Source organism: Ramlibacter sp. (assembly GCF_050250995.1).
Lineage (GTDB): Bacteria > Pseudomonadota > Gammaproteobacteria > Burkholderiales > Burkholderiaceae_C > Ramlibacter.
This window is the reverse complement of record NZ_JBFWNP010000048.1, coordinates 1-14,711: the sequence shown is the minus strand read 5'-3', so window position 1 is coordinate 14,711 and position 14,711 is coordinate 1. Positions and strand designations below refer to the sequence as shown.

Here is a 14,711-nt window from a genome sequence, read left to right as displayed (position 1 = left end):
TGACCTTTCAGCGTGGCGTCGCAGCCCCCCGCCGCGCCGCCATCTCCCGGCCCATTTCGGCGACGCCGGCGTCGTCCATCGTCCGCTGCGCGGCCGGATACGCGATCTGTTCCTCGGCGAGGATGTGGTCGGCGTACAGTTCCGCGAAGTCCTGCAGCGTGGCTTCCTGCGACGGCGACAGCGCCGCGACTTCGCCGTGCGCCACGTCGTCGAGCACGGCGCGCGCCTCGCGCCAGCCTTCTTCCATCCACACGTGATCGCGCTGCAGTCGCCGCACGACGTCCACCGCCTCGCCGCGCGCGAGCAGCGGCGGGAAGACGTGTTTTTCCTCGTCCTCGTGATGCTGCGGCGCCGCCTGGTCGAAGTAGCGCATGACGTCGCGCGCGGCCTGCTGTGCCTGCTCGTCGGCGCCGTGGCCGGCCATGTGCGCCCGCAGCTTGCCGATCAGGGCGAGCATGCGCTGCAGCCGCTCGTGGCAGGCTTCCATCATGTCGAAAGGCTGGTCGAAGTTCGCGTTTTTCATCCACAGGCTCCCACGTGGCCGCAGTGGGTGCAGAACTCGCACCCGTCGCGGCGGATCAGCGCGTGCGCGCCGCATTCGGGACACTTGCGCCCCGACATGGCCGACGACGTCGGCGCGGCCGGCGTCGCCAGCGAGATCGCCGCCTCGCCGCCGCGGCGCGCGATGATGTTCTGGATGGCATAGGCCATCGCGGCGACTTCCGAGTCGTGCCAGAGCGGGACATCCTGGCCATCGGGCCGCGTGTACGTGCCCAGCCGGACCGGCCCGCGATCCCAGGCGACCTTGCGCATGTCGGCCAGCGCGCGTTCCAGGAAGCCGCCTCGCGCGGCGAGCGAAAGGAGCCGCATGCTCGACGTGATCCACTGCTGCGACTCGTGGCTCTGCCCCACCGGCATGAAGAATTCGATGGCGCGTTCGCGTCCGTCGGGCAGCGGCAGGAAGGACACGACCAGGTAGAGGCCCTGGCGCCCCTGCTGCGTCCAGTATTCGATCTTCTCGACGACGGCGGGCAGGCTGCCCTGCGGGCGGCGCTCGATGACCGAGCGCATGGCATCGGCCGCGCCGTCGCTCGCGCTAGCGCCCTCGGGACTGGCGCTCGCTGCCAAAGCCGGCGCCTCGAGCACCGCGCCGAGAATGTCGTTGGGCCGGTACGTCGCGAGGCCCTTCAGCCCCGCCTGCCAGGCTTCGGTGTAGAGCCCCTTGAAGTCGTCGTACGGATACGACTCGGGCACGTTGACCGTCTTGGAGATGGCCGAGTCGACGAAGGGCTGCACCGCCTGCATCATCGCCAGGTGGTCCGAGGCACGCATGTCGAGCGCGGAGACGAAGGCCGGCGGCAGCTTCGTGACGTCCCCGCCCAGCGCGCGATAGAGGCGGTACGCCGCGTCCTCGACCTCGTACTCGGCCATGCCGCCATCGGCTTCGCGCTTGCGTCGCCGGTAGGTCCAGGCGAACGCGGGCTCGATGCCGTTCGACGCGTTGTCGGCGAAGGCGAGGCTCACCGTGCCCGTGGGCGCGATGGACAGCAGGTGGCTGTTGCGGATGCCGTGCTCGCGGATGGCATCCTTCAGTGGCTCGTCGAGCCGGCTCGCAAAGGTGCCGGGTTCGAGGAAGCGCGCCGCGTCGAACACCGGAAACGGCCCCTTCTCGCGCGCGAGTTCCACCGATGCGGCATAGGCGGCATCGCGCATGCACCGCGCGATGCGCGCGGCGGCCTCGCGTCCTTCGGGCGCGTCGTAGCGCAAGCCGAGCATCACCAGCGCGTCGCCGAGCCCCGTGAAGCCCACGCCGATGCGCCGCTTGGCCATGGCCTCCTGCCGCTGCTGCGGAAGCGGCCAGTGCGTGAGCTCGAGCACGTTGTCGAGCGCGCGGACCTGCACCGACACGGCGCGTGCGAAACCGTCGAAGTCGAATGTGGCCGTGCCGCCCGTGTCGAAGGCGTGCCGCACGAAGCGCGTGAGGATGACCGGGCCGAGGTCGCAGCAGCCATAGGGCGGCAGGGGCTGTTCGCCGCAAGGATTCATCGCCGCGACGCGCTCAGCATACCGCAGGTTGTTGTCGCGGTTGACCGTGTCGATGAACACCACGCCCGGCTCCGCGAAGTCGTAGGCGGAGCGCATGACGGCGTCCCACACCTCCGAGGCCGGCAGCGTGCGGTAGATCCAGATCCCATCGGCACGGCGGTGCGCGCCCTTGTCCTTGAGCGCCGCGCCCGGCTCGGCGCGGTGGGTCAGCGACCATTCGCCGCCCGCCTGCAGCACGCGCATGAACTCGTCGGGCACCGCCACCGACACGTTGAAGTTGTTCCAGCGGCCCGGCGTGCGCTTGGCCGTGATGAACTCCAGCACGTCGGGATGGTCGATGCGCAGCACGCCCATCTGCGCGCCCCGCCGCGCGCCCGCGCTCTCGACCGTGGCGCAGGAGCGGTCGAACACGTCCATGTAGCTGCACGGCCCCGAAGCCAGCGACGCGGTCGCCCGTACTTCCGCGCCGCGCGGGCGGATGCGCGAGAAGTCGTAGCCCACCCCGCCGCCGCGGCGCATGGTTTCCGCCGCTTCGCGCAAGGCCTCGTAGATGCCGGGATAGCCCTCGTCGTCGATACCCTGGATGCTGTCGCCCACCGGCTGCACGAAGCAGTTGATGAGGGTCGCGTCGAGCCCCGTGCCGGCGGCGCTCATGATCCGGCCCGCGCCGATCGCACCGGCCTGCAGGTTGGCGAGGAAACGGGCCTCCCAGGGCGCGCGGTCGTTCTCGCGCTCGACGCTCGCGAGCGCCCGCGCGACGCGGGCAAACAGGTCCTGCTCGGACGCTTCGGCGCCCTTGAGGTACTTCTCGCGCAGCACGTCCAGCCCGATCGCCTGCGGGGGCAGCACGGGGAGGGCGGCAGAGTCGGGTTCGCGCTTCATGAACACAAGGATAGGCGCTTCTCCTGCCCGAAGCGCGCCGCTACCTGCCAGCGTACTGTCAGCAGGGTCATGCGGGAAAGCCCTGTGCCGCCCGGCGGTTGTACGGCCGGGCTGCGCGCTAGCATGCCCGAATGCTTACCCTCTACCATTCCCCCATCAGCTGCTCCCAGGCGTCGCGTCTCGCCCTCGACTTCGCCGGCGCCGAGTTCCGCGAAGTCAAGGTCGACCTGAAGACCAACGAGCAGCGCACCCCCGCCTACCTCGCGATCAATCCCAAGGGGCGCGTGCCGGCGCTCGCGACCGACCGGGGCGTCATCACCGAGACGCCGGCCATCCTGCTGTACATCGCGCAGACCCATCCGGGCGCTGGGCTCGCGCCGCTGGACGATCCTTACGCGCTGGCGAAGATGAACGAGTTCAATGCCTACCTGTGCTCGACGGTGCACCCCGGCCATGCCCATCGCACGAGGCCTGAACGCTGGGCCGACGATGCGGCCGCGCAGGATGCGATGCGGGCGAAGGCGCCGTCGAACATGGCGAGCTTCTTCGCCTATATCGAGAAGGATCTGGTGAAGGGGCCGTGGGTGATGGGCGAACAGCTCACGGTGAGCGATTTCTACGTCTTCACCATCTCGGGCTGGCTGGCCTCCGGCGGCATCGACGTCGAGGATTTCCCCAAAGTGGCCGAGTTGCGCCGCCGGATGGCGAAAGACCCGCGCGCTGCGCGGGTCCTGGCGGATAGCTGACGAAGTGCGTTGAAGGGCTGCGCGTCAGACGCGGCGGCGGCCCGCCACCAGGCCGTAGATCACGAGCAGCACGATGGCGCCGATGACCGAGGCGATCCAGCCGGCCGCTTCGCCGGCGGTATAGAGACCCATCGCCTGGCCGGCGAAGCGCGCGAGGAACGCGCCGGCAATGCCGAGCAGCGTCGTCATGATGAGGCCCATGCGGTCGTTGCCGGGTTTCAGCGCCCGCGCGATCAGGCCGACGATGAATCCGATGACGATGGTTCCGATGATGGACATGTGAGGGGCTCCCTGTGTGTTGCTGATGTGGGAGCCATCCTAGGCCATCGGTTGCGCGCCAGCCTGTAGGCGTGCGCGGAAAGGCCGCGTCAGGCCGCTTCGCGCGCCGAATCGAGCCGGGCCTGCGCTTCGCGCTTGCCGAGGGTGCGCAGCTCGGCGATCGCGGCCATCTGGCTCGCACGCGGGCGCGCCTTGCCGGTCTCCCACTTGTAGATCGATTGGCCCGTCACTCCGACGAGCGTTCCGAAAGCCTCGGCCGAGAGCCCCAGGCGCTTGCGGTGGGATGCGAGTCCCTTCGCGCTGAAGCGCCGGGCTTCGCCGGCCGGCTCCTCTTCCGCCGGGTTCTGGCGGGGGGAAGGCTTGCCCAGCGACTTCACCTGGCGCTGCAGCGTGGCGATCTCACGCTTCAGGCTGGCGATCTCGGAGCGATATCGCGCGGTTGCCTTCTTGAGGGACTCGGTCTCGCCGCGAACTTCCTTCCGGGCAAGGCGAGCTATTTCGTTTTTGAGCAGAGTAGCGAAATTTGGCATAAGTGCCGCATTGTGCTCCCTGTTGCCGGGCAAGCCTGTTTCGCAGGCTTCGAGGGGCGCGAAAGCAGGGCGCGAAAGCCGGGCGCGCGCGCCTGCTGCGCAGTGCCGCTACCGCGCGTTGCGCGCGAACTCAGGCAGCGCCCATTCGACGCGCCCGATCCGAGAGTTCCTGCTGGCGCAGAAGAATGCGCGGGACGTCCGGGTGCAGCGGATTGATCTCCCGCAGGGCCCAGCGGTAGAACGCCTGGGCGAACGTCAGATGGATCAGGTTCAGGATTTTCATGACGCTATGGTGCTCACCGCGCCACCGCGGGCTTGTGAGGCCGGGACGCGAAGGGAAGTCGGCTCACCGTCCTCGCCCGCTGTCGGACAAAGGCACACCCGGTGCGGCGCGTTTATTTCCGGTTGTAGGAATCGGCCTGCATGGCCGCGGGCGAGATGACCCGATACTTCTCCGATGACCGCCGTCCAGCGCAACAACGCCCACGTCGAGGGCAGCGGCCCTCCGATGATCTTCGTCCATGGTTTCGGATGCGACCAGAACATGTGGCGGTTGCTCGCGCCGCACTACCGGGAACGCTACCGCACGATCCTGATCGACCTGACGGGCAGCGGGCAGTCCGACCTTGCCGCGTACGACCGGAAGCGCCACGCCACGCTGCAGGGCCATGCGCAGGACGTCTGCGAGGTGCTGCGCGAGGTTGCCGGCGGCGAGCCGGCCGTGTGCGTCGGCCATTCGGTGAGCGCGATGATCGGGCTGCTCGCGAACGTGCAGGCGCCCGAGCTCTTCCGCAGCCAGGTGATGGTGGGGCCGTCGCCCTGCTACGTGAACGACGGCGACTACTTCGGCGGCTTCGAGCGCAGCGACATCGAGGCGCTGCTCGAAACCCTGGAGAGCAATTACCTCGGATGGTCGAGCAACATGGCGCCGGTGATCATGGGCGCGCCCGAGCGGCCGGAGCTCGCGCAGGAGCTCGCCAACAGCTTCTGCCGCACCGATCCCGAGATCGCGAAGCATTTCGCCCGCGTCACCTTCCTGTCTGACCATCGCGCGGACCTGGCCCGGCTGCAGGCGCCGACGCTCGTCCTGCAATGCAGCGACGACGTGATCGCGCCGGTGGCCGTGGGCGAATACATGGCGAAGCACATTCCGCGCTGCACGCTGCGCATCATCCAGAACGTGGGCCACTGTCCGCACCTGAGCGCCCCGAGCGCGAGCGTGGCCGTCATCGACGAATTCCTCGCCGCGGCCGGCTCGGACTGAGGACCCGGATGGATACGACCCCGCCGCCGGGGACGCAACTCCTCTACGACGCCGCGCCGTGCGGCCTGCTGCTCGCCGGCGCCGACGGCGTCATCGTCCATGCCAATGCCACGGCCTGCCGGCTGCTCCAGTACGAGTGCGACGAGCTCGTCGGCCAGCGGCGCTTCACCGACCTGCTAACCATGGGCGGGCGCATCTTCCACCAAACGCACCTTGCGCCGCTGCTGCGCATGCAGGGCTCCGTGGCGGAAGTGAAGCTGGAGCTGCGCCGCAAGGACGGATCGAGCGTGCCCGTGATGGCGAACATCCGCGAATCCGCCTACGAGGGACGGCTCTATCTGCATGCGGCCGTGATCGTCGCCGAGGACCGGCACAAGTACGAGCGGGAACTGCTGCTGCAGCGCCAGCGCGCCGAACAGCTGCTGGCGCAGCACGAGCGCGACCAGCTCGATCTGGCGGCGACCCGCGCGCAAGCCGAAGACCGGGCGCTGGTCGCCGAGCACATGGTCGGCATCGTGAGCCACGACCTGCGCAATCCGCTCTCGACGATCCAGATGAGCGCGACGCTGCTGGGCATGGGCCAGCTCACCGAGCAGCAGCGCACCGTGCTTGCGCGAATCACGCGCTCCGTGCAGCGGTCGGAGCGGCTGATCTCGGACCTGCTCGATTTCACGCAGGCGCGCCTGGGCGGCGGCATCAAGGTCGCTCCCGCCGAGGTCGACCTGCACCAGGTCGCGGCGGATGCGGTGGGCGACCTGCGCGCGGCCTTCGCCGAGCGCGAGATCGTGCATCGCGGCGAGGGGCCCGGGCAGTGGCACGCGGATGCGGACCGCGTCGCGCAGGCGCTGGGCAACCTCGTGGCCAATGCCGTGAACTACGGCGACCCGTCGAGGCCGGTCACGGTCACCACCGCGGGCGGCGAAGGCGGCTTCACCCTTTCCGTCCACAACGAAGGCCCGCCCATTCCGGCCGAACAGGCCGCACGCCTGTTCGAGGCGATGGTGCGCGGCGACGCCGCGACCGGCAGCCGCGGCGTCGGCCTCGGCCTCTACATCGTGCGCGAGATCGCCCGCGCGCACGGCGGCAGCGTGGACGTGGATTCCGCGCAGGACCGGGGAACGACCTTCCGCCTGCGGCTTGCCGCGCGCGACGGGCCGGCCGCGGATTCGCCCGCAGCGTAAAGGTAGCGTGGCCGGCGCGGGCGGCCGTTGCCCCGGCCGCGGCAGCGCGACAGTCGCAGTGAATTACATTGCGGAACATGAACAACGCCCAAGGATCCGCGAACGGATGAGGACCATACGACTGCAACTGCGCTTCCTGGTGCCGCTGATCGCCATACTGGTGGGCGCGGCCTACCTCGCGCTGCCCCTCATGGACAAGCTGACGCTGCGCTGGTTCGCGCGCGACCTCCAGTTGAGGGGCTCGCTCGTGGCCAATGCGCTGTCCGATTCCGTCGCGGACGCGCTGCCCGAGACGCGCGGGCGGCGCCTGCAGACGCTATTCGACCGCGCGGTGCAGGACGAGCGCCTCGTGGCGATCGGGTGGTGCTCGCCGCAAGACGTCATCGTGCGGCGCACGACGCTGTTTCCGGCCAGCCTCGACTGCCGGTCCGCGTCCGCGACCGCCGCCGGGAAGGAACCGACGCTGCGCATCGCGGGCGGGCCCGTGCTCGTCACCGTGCATCCGATCGCCGGCGAGGCCGGGCCGGCCGGCTCGCTGGTGATCATGCACGACCTCAGCTTCATCGAGCGGCGCAGCCAGGACACGCGCCAGTACCTCATCGTGCTGATCGCGGGCCTCGGCGCGGCGATCGCGCTGGTGACGGTGATCGTCGCGCAACTCAGCTGGCGCGGCTGGGTGTCCGGCGCGCGCGCGCTGCTGCGCGGCGAGGGCCTCGTGCGCCCGCTCGTGCCGCCGTCGCCCGAGCTGGAGCCGCTCGCCGCCGAATTGCGCGAACGCCTGCGCGACCTCGACGACGAATACCGGCGGACGCAGGGGCCGAACGCGGAGTGGAATCCGCAGCGGCTGCAATCGCTGCTGCGCACCCAGCTGCGCGGCGACGAGGTGATCGTGGTGTCCAACCGCGAGCCCTACCTGCACGAGCGCGACGCGGACGGCGGCATCGTCGTGCGCCGTCCCGCGAGCGGCCTCGTCACCGCGGTCGAGCCGGTGATGCGTGCGTGCTCCGGCACCTGGATCGCGCATGGCAGCGGCACGGCGGACCGCGAGGCCGTGGACGCGCAGGACCGCGTGGCACTGCCGCCCGGCGATGCCGACTACATGCTGCGGCGCATCTGGATCACGCCCGAGCAGGAGCAGGGCTATTACTACGGCTTCGCCAACGAAGGGCTCTGGCCCCTGTGCCACGTGGCGCACGTGCGGCCGGTGTTCCGCGAGTCGGACTGGGAGCGTTATCGCGAGGTGAACCGGCTCTTCGCCGATGCGGTGGTGGCCGAGGCGCGCAGCGACGACCCCGTCGTGCTGGTGCAGGACTACCACTTCGCGCTGCTGCCGGCGATGGTGCGCGAGCGGCTGCCGCGCGCAACCATCATCACGTTCTGGCACATCCCCTGGCCCAACCCCGAGAGCTTCGGCATCTGTCCGTGGCGCACCGAGATCCTGGAGGGCATGCTCGGCAGCACGATCCTCGGCTTCCACACGCGCTACCACTGCAAGAACTTCATCGAAGGCGTGGACCGCTACCTCGAGGCGCGCATCGAGCACGAGCACTCCAGCATCAGCTTCCGCGGCGAGCAGACGCTGGTGGAGAGCTATCCGATCTCGATCGAGTGGCCGGGCGCCGAGACGCAGCAGGCCTGGGCGGACCCGGCGACGTGCCGCAGCGAGGTCTATGCGCGCCTCGGCATTCCGGCGGACCACCGGCTCGCCGTCGGCGTCGACCGCTTCGACTACACCAAGGGCATCCTCGAGCGCATCAATGCCGTCGAGCGCATGCTGGAGAAACACCCCGAGTGGGTGGAGCGCTTCACCTTCGTGCAGGTCGCCGCGCCGTCGCGCAGCGCACTCGACGAGTACCGCGTGTTCCAGGAGCGCATCCAGGCCGCCACGCAGCGCGTCAACACGCGCTTCGCGCGCGCGGGCGGCGACGTCGTGCGGCTGCTCGCGCAGCACCACGAGCACGAGCAGGTCAACCAGCTCTATCGCGCGGCCGACGTCTGCCTCGTGACGAGCCTGCACGACGGCATGAACCTCGTGTGCAAGGAATTCGTCGCCGCGCGCGACGACGAGCGCGGCGTGCTGATCCTCTCGCGCTTCGCGGGCGCGGCGCGCGAGCTGCCCGAAGCGCTGATCGTCAACCCGTACCACGTGGAGGAGACCGCGGACGCGCTGTACCAGGCGATCACGATGTCGGCGGCGGAGCAGCGCGAGCGCATGGCAAGCCTGCGCAGCACGGTCCGCGAGTTCAACGTGTACCGCTGGGCGGGGCGCATGCTGACCGACGCCGCGCGCTGGCGGCTGCGTCAGCGGGTGAACGAGCGGGTGCAGCGGGGGAGCGCGGGCTGAGGCGGACCATAATCGGAACATGTACACACCTTGCCCCACACCGCGCAGCCAGGCGATGGCCGACCGGGTTGAAGCCTTCGTTCGCGACGTTGTGATCCCCTACGAGACCGACGCACGCTGCACGCCTCACGGTCCGACCGAAGAACTCGTCCTCGAACTGCGGGCCAAAGCGCGCGCCGCGGGCGTCCTGACGCCGCACATTCTCGAAGACGGCCAGCACATGAGCCAGCTCGAGACGGCCGCCGTGCTCAAGCGCTCGGGTCTGTCGATGCTAGGCCCCATTGCCGTCAACACCGCCGCGCCGGACGAGGGCAACATGTTCCTCATGGGCCGCATCGGCACGCCTGCGCAGAAGGCGCGCTTTCTCGAGCCCGTCGTCGCGGGCGAGGGGCGCTCCGCGTTCTTCATGACGGAACCGGCGGAAGAAGGCGGTGCAGGGTCCGATCCGTCCATGCTCATGACCACGGCGGTGCGCATCGACGGCGGCTGGCGCATCGACGGCCGCAAGACCTTCATCACCGGCGCACAGGGCGCCCGCGTGGGCATCGTCATGGCGCGCACGGGCGAGGCGGGCAAGAACAAGGCGACGATGTTCCTCGTGGACCTGCCGAACCCCGCGATCCGCGTCGAGCGGGTGCTCGACACGATCGATTCGAGCATGCCCGGCGGCCACTCGCTCGTGGCGATCGACAACCTGCGCGTGAACGACGACCAGGTACTCGGCGAGGCCGACGAGGGCTTCCGCTATGCGCAGATCCGCCTCGCGCCCGCGCGCCTGTCGCACTGCATGCGCTGGCTCGGCGTCGCCACGCGCGCCCAGGAGGTGGCGACCGCCTATGCATGCACCCGCAAGGCGTTCGGCAAGCCGCTCATCGACCACGAAGGCGTGGGCTTCATGCTCGCCGACAACGCGATCGACCTGCAGCAGTCGGCGCTGATGATCGACTGGTGCGCGGGCGTTCTCGACACCGGCTCGCTCGGCAACGTCGAGAGTTCGATGGCCAAGGTGGCCGTGTCCGATGCGCTGTTCCGCGTGGCCGACCGCTGCGTGCAGGTGATGGGCGGCACCGGCGTCTCGAAAAGCACGATGGTCGAGCAGTTCTTCCGCGAGATCCGCGCCTTCCGCATCTACGACGGCCCGACCGAAGTCCACAAGTGGTCGCTGGCGAAGAAGCTCAAGCGGACGGCGATGGGGCACGGCGACTCGTGAGCACCGGGCGCGCGCCGGAAGGCGAACATGTCGGCGTGGCCTTTTCGGCGCCGATTCGGGAACCCGGGTGCGGCGGCAGACTATGCGTCCGTACCGGCCTTCGCGATCGGAATCGTCACCGGGGACTTGGCGTCCGAGGCGAATGCCGACAGCGCACGCTCCAGCCCGGCGCGGCTCGGCTTTTCAACGAACACGCATTGCTTGCCCGTGCGCTTGCAGTGGTCCTTCACGCGCCAGTAGGCGCCGTGGCTGATGCAGCCGGTCTGGCAGATCACCAGGTCGGCGGTCTCCAGTGTCGCATCGAGCTGGGTGGCGCTTTCTTCCTCGCCGCCGTCGTGATGCAGGAAGCGCGCGCCGATGCTTTCGATGAGCCGACGATAGACCGGCACGCTCGCCTGCCGTCCGCCCACGCAGAGCACGGCGCGATCGTCCAGGCGCGGCAGCCTCGGCAGGGGTAAGTCGCCGGCCTCCGCGGTTTCGCGCAAGCGCAGCAGGTTGCGCTCCGCAGCCTCGGCGCGCGAAGTGGCCCGTTCGGCCTCCTGGTGTTTGCGCAGCAGGCTTCGCTCGAGTTCATGGATGCGCGCGGCCTGTCGCTCCAGGTTGCGCGACAGCTCGGCGCGTTCGCGCAGGTCCGGGACCGCTGCTTCGAGCGTGCGCAGCTCCTCGGCCTGGCAGGCGAATTCGGTGTCGCGACGGATCAGTTGGACGCGCACCTGCAGGAGTTCGGCCTCCGCCGCTTCGTGCGTGCGCCGATATCCGGCCTGCGCTTCCGTGGCGCGCCTCTGCACGGCGGCCAGTTCTCGCGCGAGCACGAGATTTTCCTCCACGACCTCGTCGAGTTGCCGCAGGCTCGCGCGATTGGCGCTTCCAACCTGGTGCTGCAGCATGTGGATGTCGCGCAGCACGAGCTCGCTCACCGCTTCGTCGCATCGGGCGTGCGTGAGCGTGGCCCAGAGCGTACCGGCCAGCTCGCTGCCGGAGCGGTTCGCGATCCACCACGCGGTCAGCGCCTGCGCGGTCTTGTTGACCGAGCACGCCTTCACCTGGAGCACGTAACGCGCGTCCAGCTCGCGCTGCATCGCCTCGGACACCGGACCGCGCTGGCGGCATTCGGAAATCGCGTTGCAATGGAGTTCGTAGTCGTCGCCGATCGGCTGGCCGCCGAGCGCCTTGGCGGCCAGCTTGCGCAGCGTGCCGATCGGCAGACAAGCGCCGACGACGGGGCAGTGCGAGTGCGAGGGAAGTTCCCACAGCCGGCGGCGCCGGGAACCCGCGTTCGCCGGAATCGATCTCGGGTTGTCATGGTCGCACATGGGAGTCCTTTCAGGGTGAAGCGGGCCGGCGTTGCGTGCCGGCCTCATGGGGGGAGGGCGCGGCGGCCCTCGCGGGTTCGCAGAACACCAGGCGATTGCCCTGCGGGTCGCACAGGGTGAATTCCCATTGGCCCCATGCGCGCAGCGCCGGAGCGTCCTCGACCAGTGCCGAACGCGCGCGGCGTGCGATGTGCGCGTGCAGTTCGAACACCTCTTTCTCGCCGCACGGCAACGCGACACGGCAGCTGCGGGCCTTCAAGCCTTCGCGTTGCCATAGCTGAATTCGCGCCGAGCCCAGCCCCATGAACGCCACCACGCCGGGACGCATTGCACGAGCTCGAAGCCGAGCGTGTGTCGATAGAAATCGATCAAGGTGCGCAAATCGGATGCATGGGCCAGCGGCACGGCCATCGGGGGGACACCAGCCATGGTCAGTGCAGGTGGCGCTGCGCCGCGCTCGCCAGTTCGTCGTCGGCGCGTTGGGCAGGGATCTCGCGCTCGTGCAAGGTGCGCCAATGCGACTGCAGGACCTGCAGGACATGCTGGAACTGCGACGACAGGCAGGCGTGCGAGAGCAGCTCGTCGAGGTTCGCGACGATCTTGTTCGCCATGGCCTCACGAGCGTGGTCGCACGCGGCTTCGGCATGCCCCGTCATGAGGGCGAGCGTGCCGGCCAGGAGCGCCTCGGTGCAGGGGAGCTGGTATTCGAGCGGATCGGACATGGGTTCGGAGAGTGGCAGAACGGGATTTCAGTATAAATGCGAATCATTCTCATTGACAATAAGATTCATTCGCATTCAAATGCTCAGCTTCCCGCCGAAGCGCTGAGGCCATTCCCCGGCCAAACCGCATCGGCGCTCTGAAATCCATCACTCGCGAGGCTCGCATCGTGTCGAAACGCTCCACCGCCCGAAAGGGCGCGCCCTCCCATTCCCTTCGCGCCGTGGCGCTCGCCGCAGCCTTCGCCTGCCTGCCGGTTGCCGCGCAGACGCAGGAGCCCGTCACGGGAGGGCGACTCAAGGAGGTCGTGATCAGCGGCTCGCGCAGCGAACAGGAAGCCGACGACTTGCCGGCCAGCAACGACGTGATCGGGCGCCGTCGACTCGAGGAGCGCCAGGTGCGCAACATCCGCGACCTGGCACGCGAGGTGCCCAACATGACGGTCCAGCGCAGCCCCGCGCGGTTCACGCTGGCAGGGCAACCCGCCTTCGGCCGCGACCGCAACGCAGGCTTCAACCTCCGCGGCCTCGACGGCAACCGCGTGCTGATCCTCAGCGACGGCATCCGCCAGCCGCGCAGCTACATCTTCTCGGCGAACGCGTTCGGACGCGACTACCTCGATGTCGGTCTCATCCAGCGCGTGGAAGTGGTGCGCGGCGCGGCGTCCGCGCTGTATGGCTCCGACGGCCTGGGCGGCCTCGTCAACTTCATCACCACGCAACCGGGCGACCTGCTGCAGCGGGGACGCGACTTCGGCGGGACTGCGAGTGTCGGCTACGACGGGGACGACGGCGGCTGGCGCACGGGCGCGACGCTCGCCGGGCGCTTCAGCGACTCGGCGCAATGGCTGGTGGGTGCCACGGTCGGCCGCGCGAGCGCGCTCGATAACCAGGGGACGAACGACGCGGCGAACGTCGACCGCACGACGCCCAACCCCGAGAACGCGCGCAACCATTCGCTGCTCGGGAAGATCCTCCTGACGCCCGGCGGCGGACAGCGCCACACGTTCACTCTCGAACACGTGGACAAGCACGCCGACTACAACCTGCTGTCCAACATCGCCAAGCCGCCCCTGGCCGCCACGTCGACGGTCGCCGCGAATGCGTTCACCGATCAGCGACGAACACGTGGGACTTGGGACGGGCGATGGAAGCCCGCGCATGCGCTGGCCGACGACCTGCAGGCCGTGCTGAGCTGGCAGGACGCCGATGCGCGCGAGTACAGCTTCGAGGACCGCAACACGTCGCCCGACCGCATCCGCGACACGACCTACCGCGAGCGCACGGCGCAGGCGAACCTGCAAGCGTCGAAGACCTGGAACATGTCCGGCGGCTGGCTGCAGAAGCTCACCTACGGCATCGACCTCGCACGCACCGACGTGCGCAACCTGCAGACCGGGCTGACACCGGCCGCGGGCGAAACGTTTCCGCTGAAGCGCTTCCCCGATACGCGCGAATCGAGCACGGCCGTGTACGTGCAGGACGAAATCATGAGTGACCACTGGGTGATCACGCCCGGCGTGCGCATCGACCGGTTCTCGCTCGACGCCTCGCAGGACGGCTTCTCGCCGCCGGCCACGACGCCCGCGGCATCGCTGTCGGGCTCGGCGACGTCGCCCAAGCTCGGCGTGCTGTACCGCGTCACGCCGATGTGGAGCGTCTTCGGCAACTACGCCCACGGCTTCAAGGCGCCGAACGCGGGCCAGGTCAACGCGTTCTTCGAGAACCCGACCTTCTTCTACAAGGCCATTCCGAACCCCAAGCTCAAGCCGGAGAAGAGCCGCACTTTCGAGCTCGGCCTGCGCGGGCGGCTGGCCTCGTTCGACCTCGACGTGGCCGCGTTCGCCGGCCGCTACCGCGACTTCATCGAGGAGCAACAGCAGGTGTCCGGCGCCGGCGTGGCGGGCAACCCCACGATCTTCCAGACCGTGAACATCGGCAACGTGCGCATCGCCGGCTTCGAGGTCAAGGGCGATGCGCGCTGGGGCACGTTCGCCGGCGGAAAGCTGTCGACGCCGTTCGCCTACGGCCGCGCGAGCGGCAAGGACACGAACACCGGCCGGCCCGTCAATTCCGTCAACCCGTCCCGGCTGAATGCGGGGCTCAAGTTCGACGCCGAAGTGTGGGCCGTGCGCCTCGACGCGACGCATTGGGCGGCGAAGAAGGCTTCGGACATCCACAGCGCCGGACTCGTCAC

General features: G+C 69.2%; 15 protein-coding genes. 6 read left to right on the top strand and 9 right to left on the bottom strand.

What is annotated here, in order from left to right; all coding sequences use genetic code 11:
* Positions 1-7 precede the first annotated feature (7 nt).
* Positions 8-523, bottom strand: coding sequence for a hemerythrin domain-containing protein (locus tag AB7E83_RS22475; RefSeq protein WP_428573056.1), 516 nt, complete (start codon positions 521-523; stop codon positions 8-10).
* Positions 520-2,928 (bottom strand): adenosylcobalamin-dependent ribonucleoside-diphosphate reductase, encoded by a 2,409-nt coding sequence (locus AB7E83_RS22470; RefSeq protein WP_428573055.1) that lies wholly within the window; start codon positions 2,926-2,928, stop codon positions 520-522. The genes AB7E83_RS22475 and AB7E83_RS22470 overlap by 4 nt, the downstream gene beginning before the upstream one ends.
* A gap of 131 nt (positions 2,929-3,059) precedes the next feature.
* On the opposite strand from AB7E83_RS22470, the gene AB7E83_RS22465 reads away from it, so the two are divergent.
* Positions 3,060-3,674, top strand: coding sequence for a glutathione S-transferase family protein (locus AB7E83_RS22465; protein WP_428573054.1), 615 nt, complete (start codon positions 3,060-3,062; stop codon positions 3,672-3,674).
* 24 nt (positions 3,675-3,698) lie between these two features.
* Here AB7E83_RS22465 and AB7E83_RS22460 read toward each other — a convergent pair whose 3' ends face one another.
* The 3 genes from AB7E83_RS22460 to AB7E83_RS22450 form a co-directional block, all read right to left on the bottom strand.
* Complete coding sequence (locus AB7E83_RS22460; protein ID WP_428573053.1) at positions 3,699-3,953, bottom strand: GlsB/YeaQ/YmgE family stress response membrane protein; 255 nt, start codon at positions 3,951-3,953, stop codon at positions 3,699-3,701.
* An 89-nt stretch (positions 3,954-4,042) separates the two neighbouring features.
* Positions 4,043-4,483 carry a helix-turn-helix domain-containing protein gene (locus AB7E83_RS22455; RefSeq protein WP_428573052.1) on the bottom strand — a complete coding sequence of 147 codons (441 nt, stop codon included), beginning with the start codon at positions 4,481-4,483 and terminating at the stop codon, positions 4,043-4,045.
* A 130-nt stretch (positions 4,484-4,613) separates the two neighbouring features.
* The gene (locus tag AB7E83_RS22450) at positions 4,614-4,766 is read right to left on the bottom strand and encodes a hypothetical protein (RefSeq protein ID WP_428573051.1); all 153 of its coding nucleotides are present in this window, start codon (positions 4,764-4,766) and stop codon (positions 4,614-4,616) included.
* 174 nt (positions 4,767-4,940) lie between these two features.
* Between AB7E83_RS22450 and AB7E83_RS22445 the strand changes: the two genes are divergently transcribed.
* The 4 genes from AB7E83_RS22445 to AB7E83_RS22430 all read left to right on the top strand — a co-directional run bounded on the left by AB7E83_RS22445 (position 4,941) and on the right by AB7E83_RS22430 (position 10,482).
* The gene (locus AB7E83_RS22445; protein ID WP_428573050.1) at positions 4,941-5,747 is read left to right on the top strand and encodes an alpha/beta fold hydrolase; all 807 of its coding nucleotides are present in this window, start codon (positions 4,941-4,943) and stop codon (positions 5,745-5,747) included.
* Positions 5,748-5,755: 8 nt separating this feature from the next.
* Positions 5,756-6,928, top strand: coding sequence for a PAS domain-containing sensor histidine kinase (locus AB7E83_RS22440; protein WP_428573048.1), 1,173 nt, complete (start codon positions 5,756-5,758; stop codon positions 6,926-6,928).
* Between the two features lie 106 nt (positions 6,929-7,034).
* Entirely contained in the window at positions 7,035-9,272 is a 2,238-nt protein-coding gene (locus tag AB7E83_RS22435; RefSeq protein ID WP_428573047.1) for an alpha,alpha-trehalose-phosphate synthase (UDP-forming), read from the top strand.
* A gap of 19 nt (positions 9,273-9,291) precedes the next feature.
* On the top strand, positions 9,292-10,482 hold the full coding sequence (locus tag AB7E83_RS22430; protein ID WP_428573046.1) for an acyl-CoA dehydrogenase family protein: 1,191 nt from the start codon (positions 9,292-9,294) through the stop codon (positions 10,480-10,482).
* A gap of 80 nt (positions 10,483-10,562) precedes the next feature.
* Here AB7E83_RS22430 and AB7E83_RS22425 read toward each other — a convergent pair whose 3' ends face one another.
* From AB7E83_RS22425 to AB7E83_RS22410, 4 genes are read right to left on the bottom strand one after another with little or no spacing between them, the layout of a single operon-like run.
* Positions 10,563-11,795 carry a DUF2325 domain-containing protein gene (locus AB7E83_RS22425; protein WP_428573045.1) on the bottom strand — a complete coding sequence of 411 codons (1,233 nt, stop codon included), beginning with the start codon at positions 11,793-11,795 and terminating at the stop codon, positions 10,563-10,565.
* 10 nt (positions 11,796-11,805) lie between these two features.
* The gene (locus AB7E83_RS22420) at positions 11,806-12,054 is read right to left on the bottom strand and encodes a hypothetical protein (RefSeq protein ID WP_428573044.1); all 249 of its coding nucleotides are present in this window, start codon (positions 12,052-12,054) and stop codon (positions 11,806-11,808) included.
* Positions 12,051-12,224, bottom strand: coding sequence for a hypothetical protein (locus AB7E83_RS22415; protein ID WP_428573043.1), 174 nt, complete (start codon positions 12,222-12,224; stop codon positions 12,051-12,053). The genes AB7E83_RS22420 and AB7E83_RS22415 overlap by 4 nt, the downstream gene beginning before the upstream one ends.
* Positions 12,225-12,226: 2 nt before the next feature.
* On the bottom strand, positions 12,227-12,517 hold the full coding sequence (locus tag AB7E83_RS22410; protein ID WP_428573042.1) for a hypothetical protein: 291 nt from the start codon (positions 12,515-12,517) through the stop codon (positions 12,227-12,229).
* Positions 12,518-12,738: 221 nt separating this feature from the next.
* Between AB7E83_RS22410 and AB7E83_RS22405 the strand changes: the two genes are divergently transcribed.
* Positions 12,739-14,711, top strand: a 1,973-nt coding sequence (locus AB7E83_RS22405; protein WP_428573041.1) for a TonB-dependent hemoglobin/transferrin/lactoferrin family receptor, incomplete at its 3' end; no start/stop codon positions are given.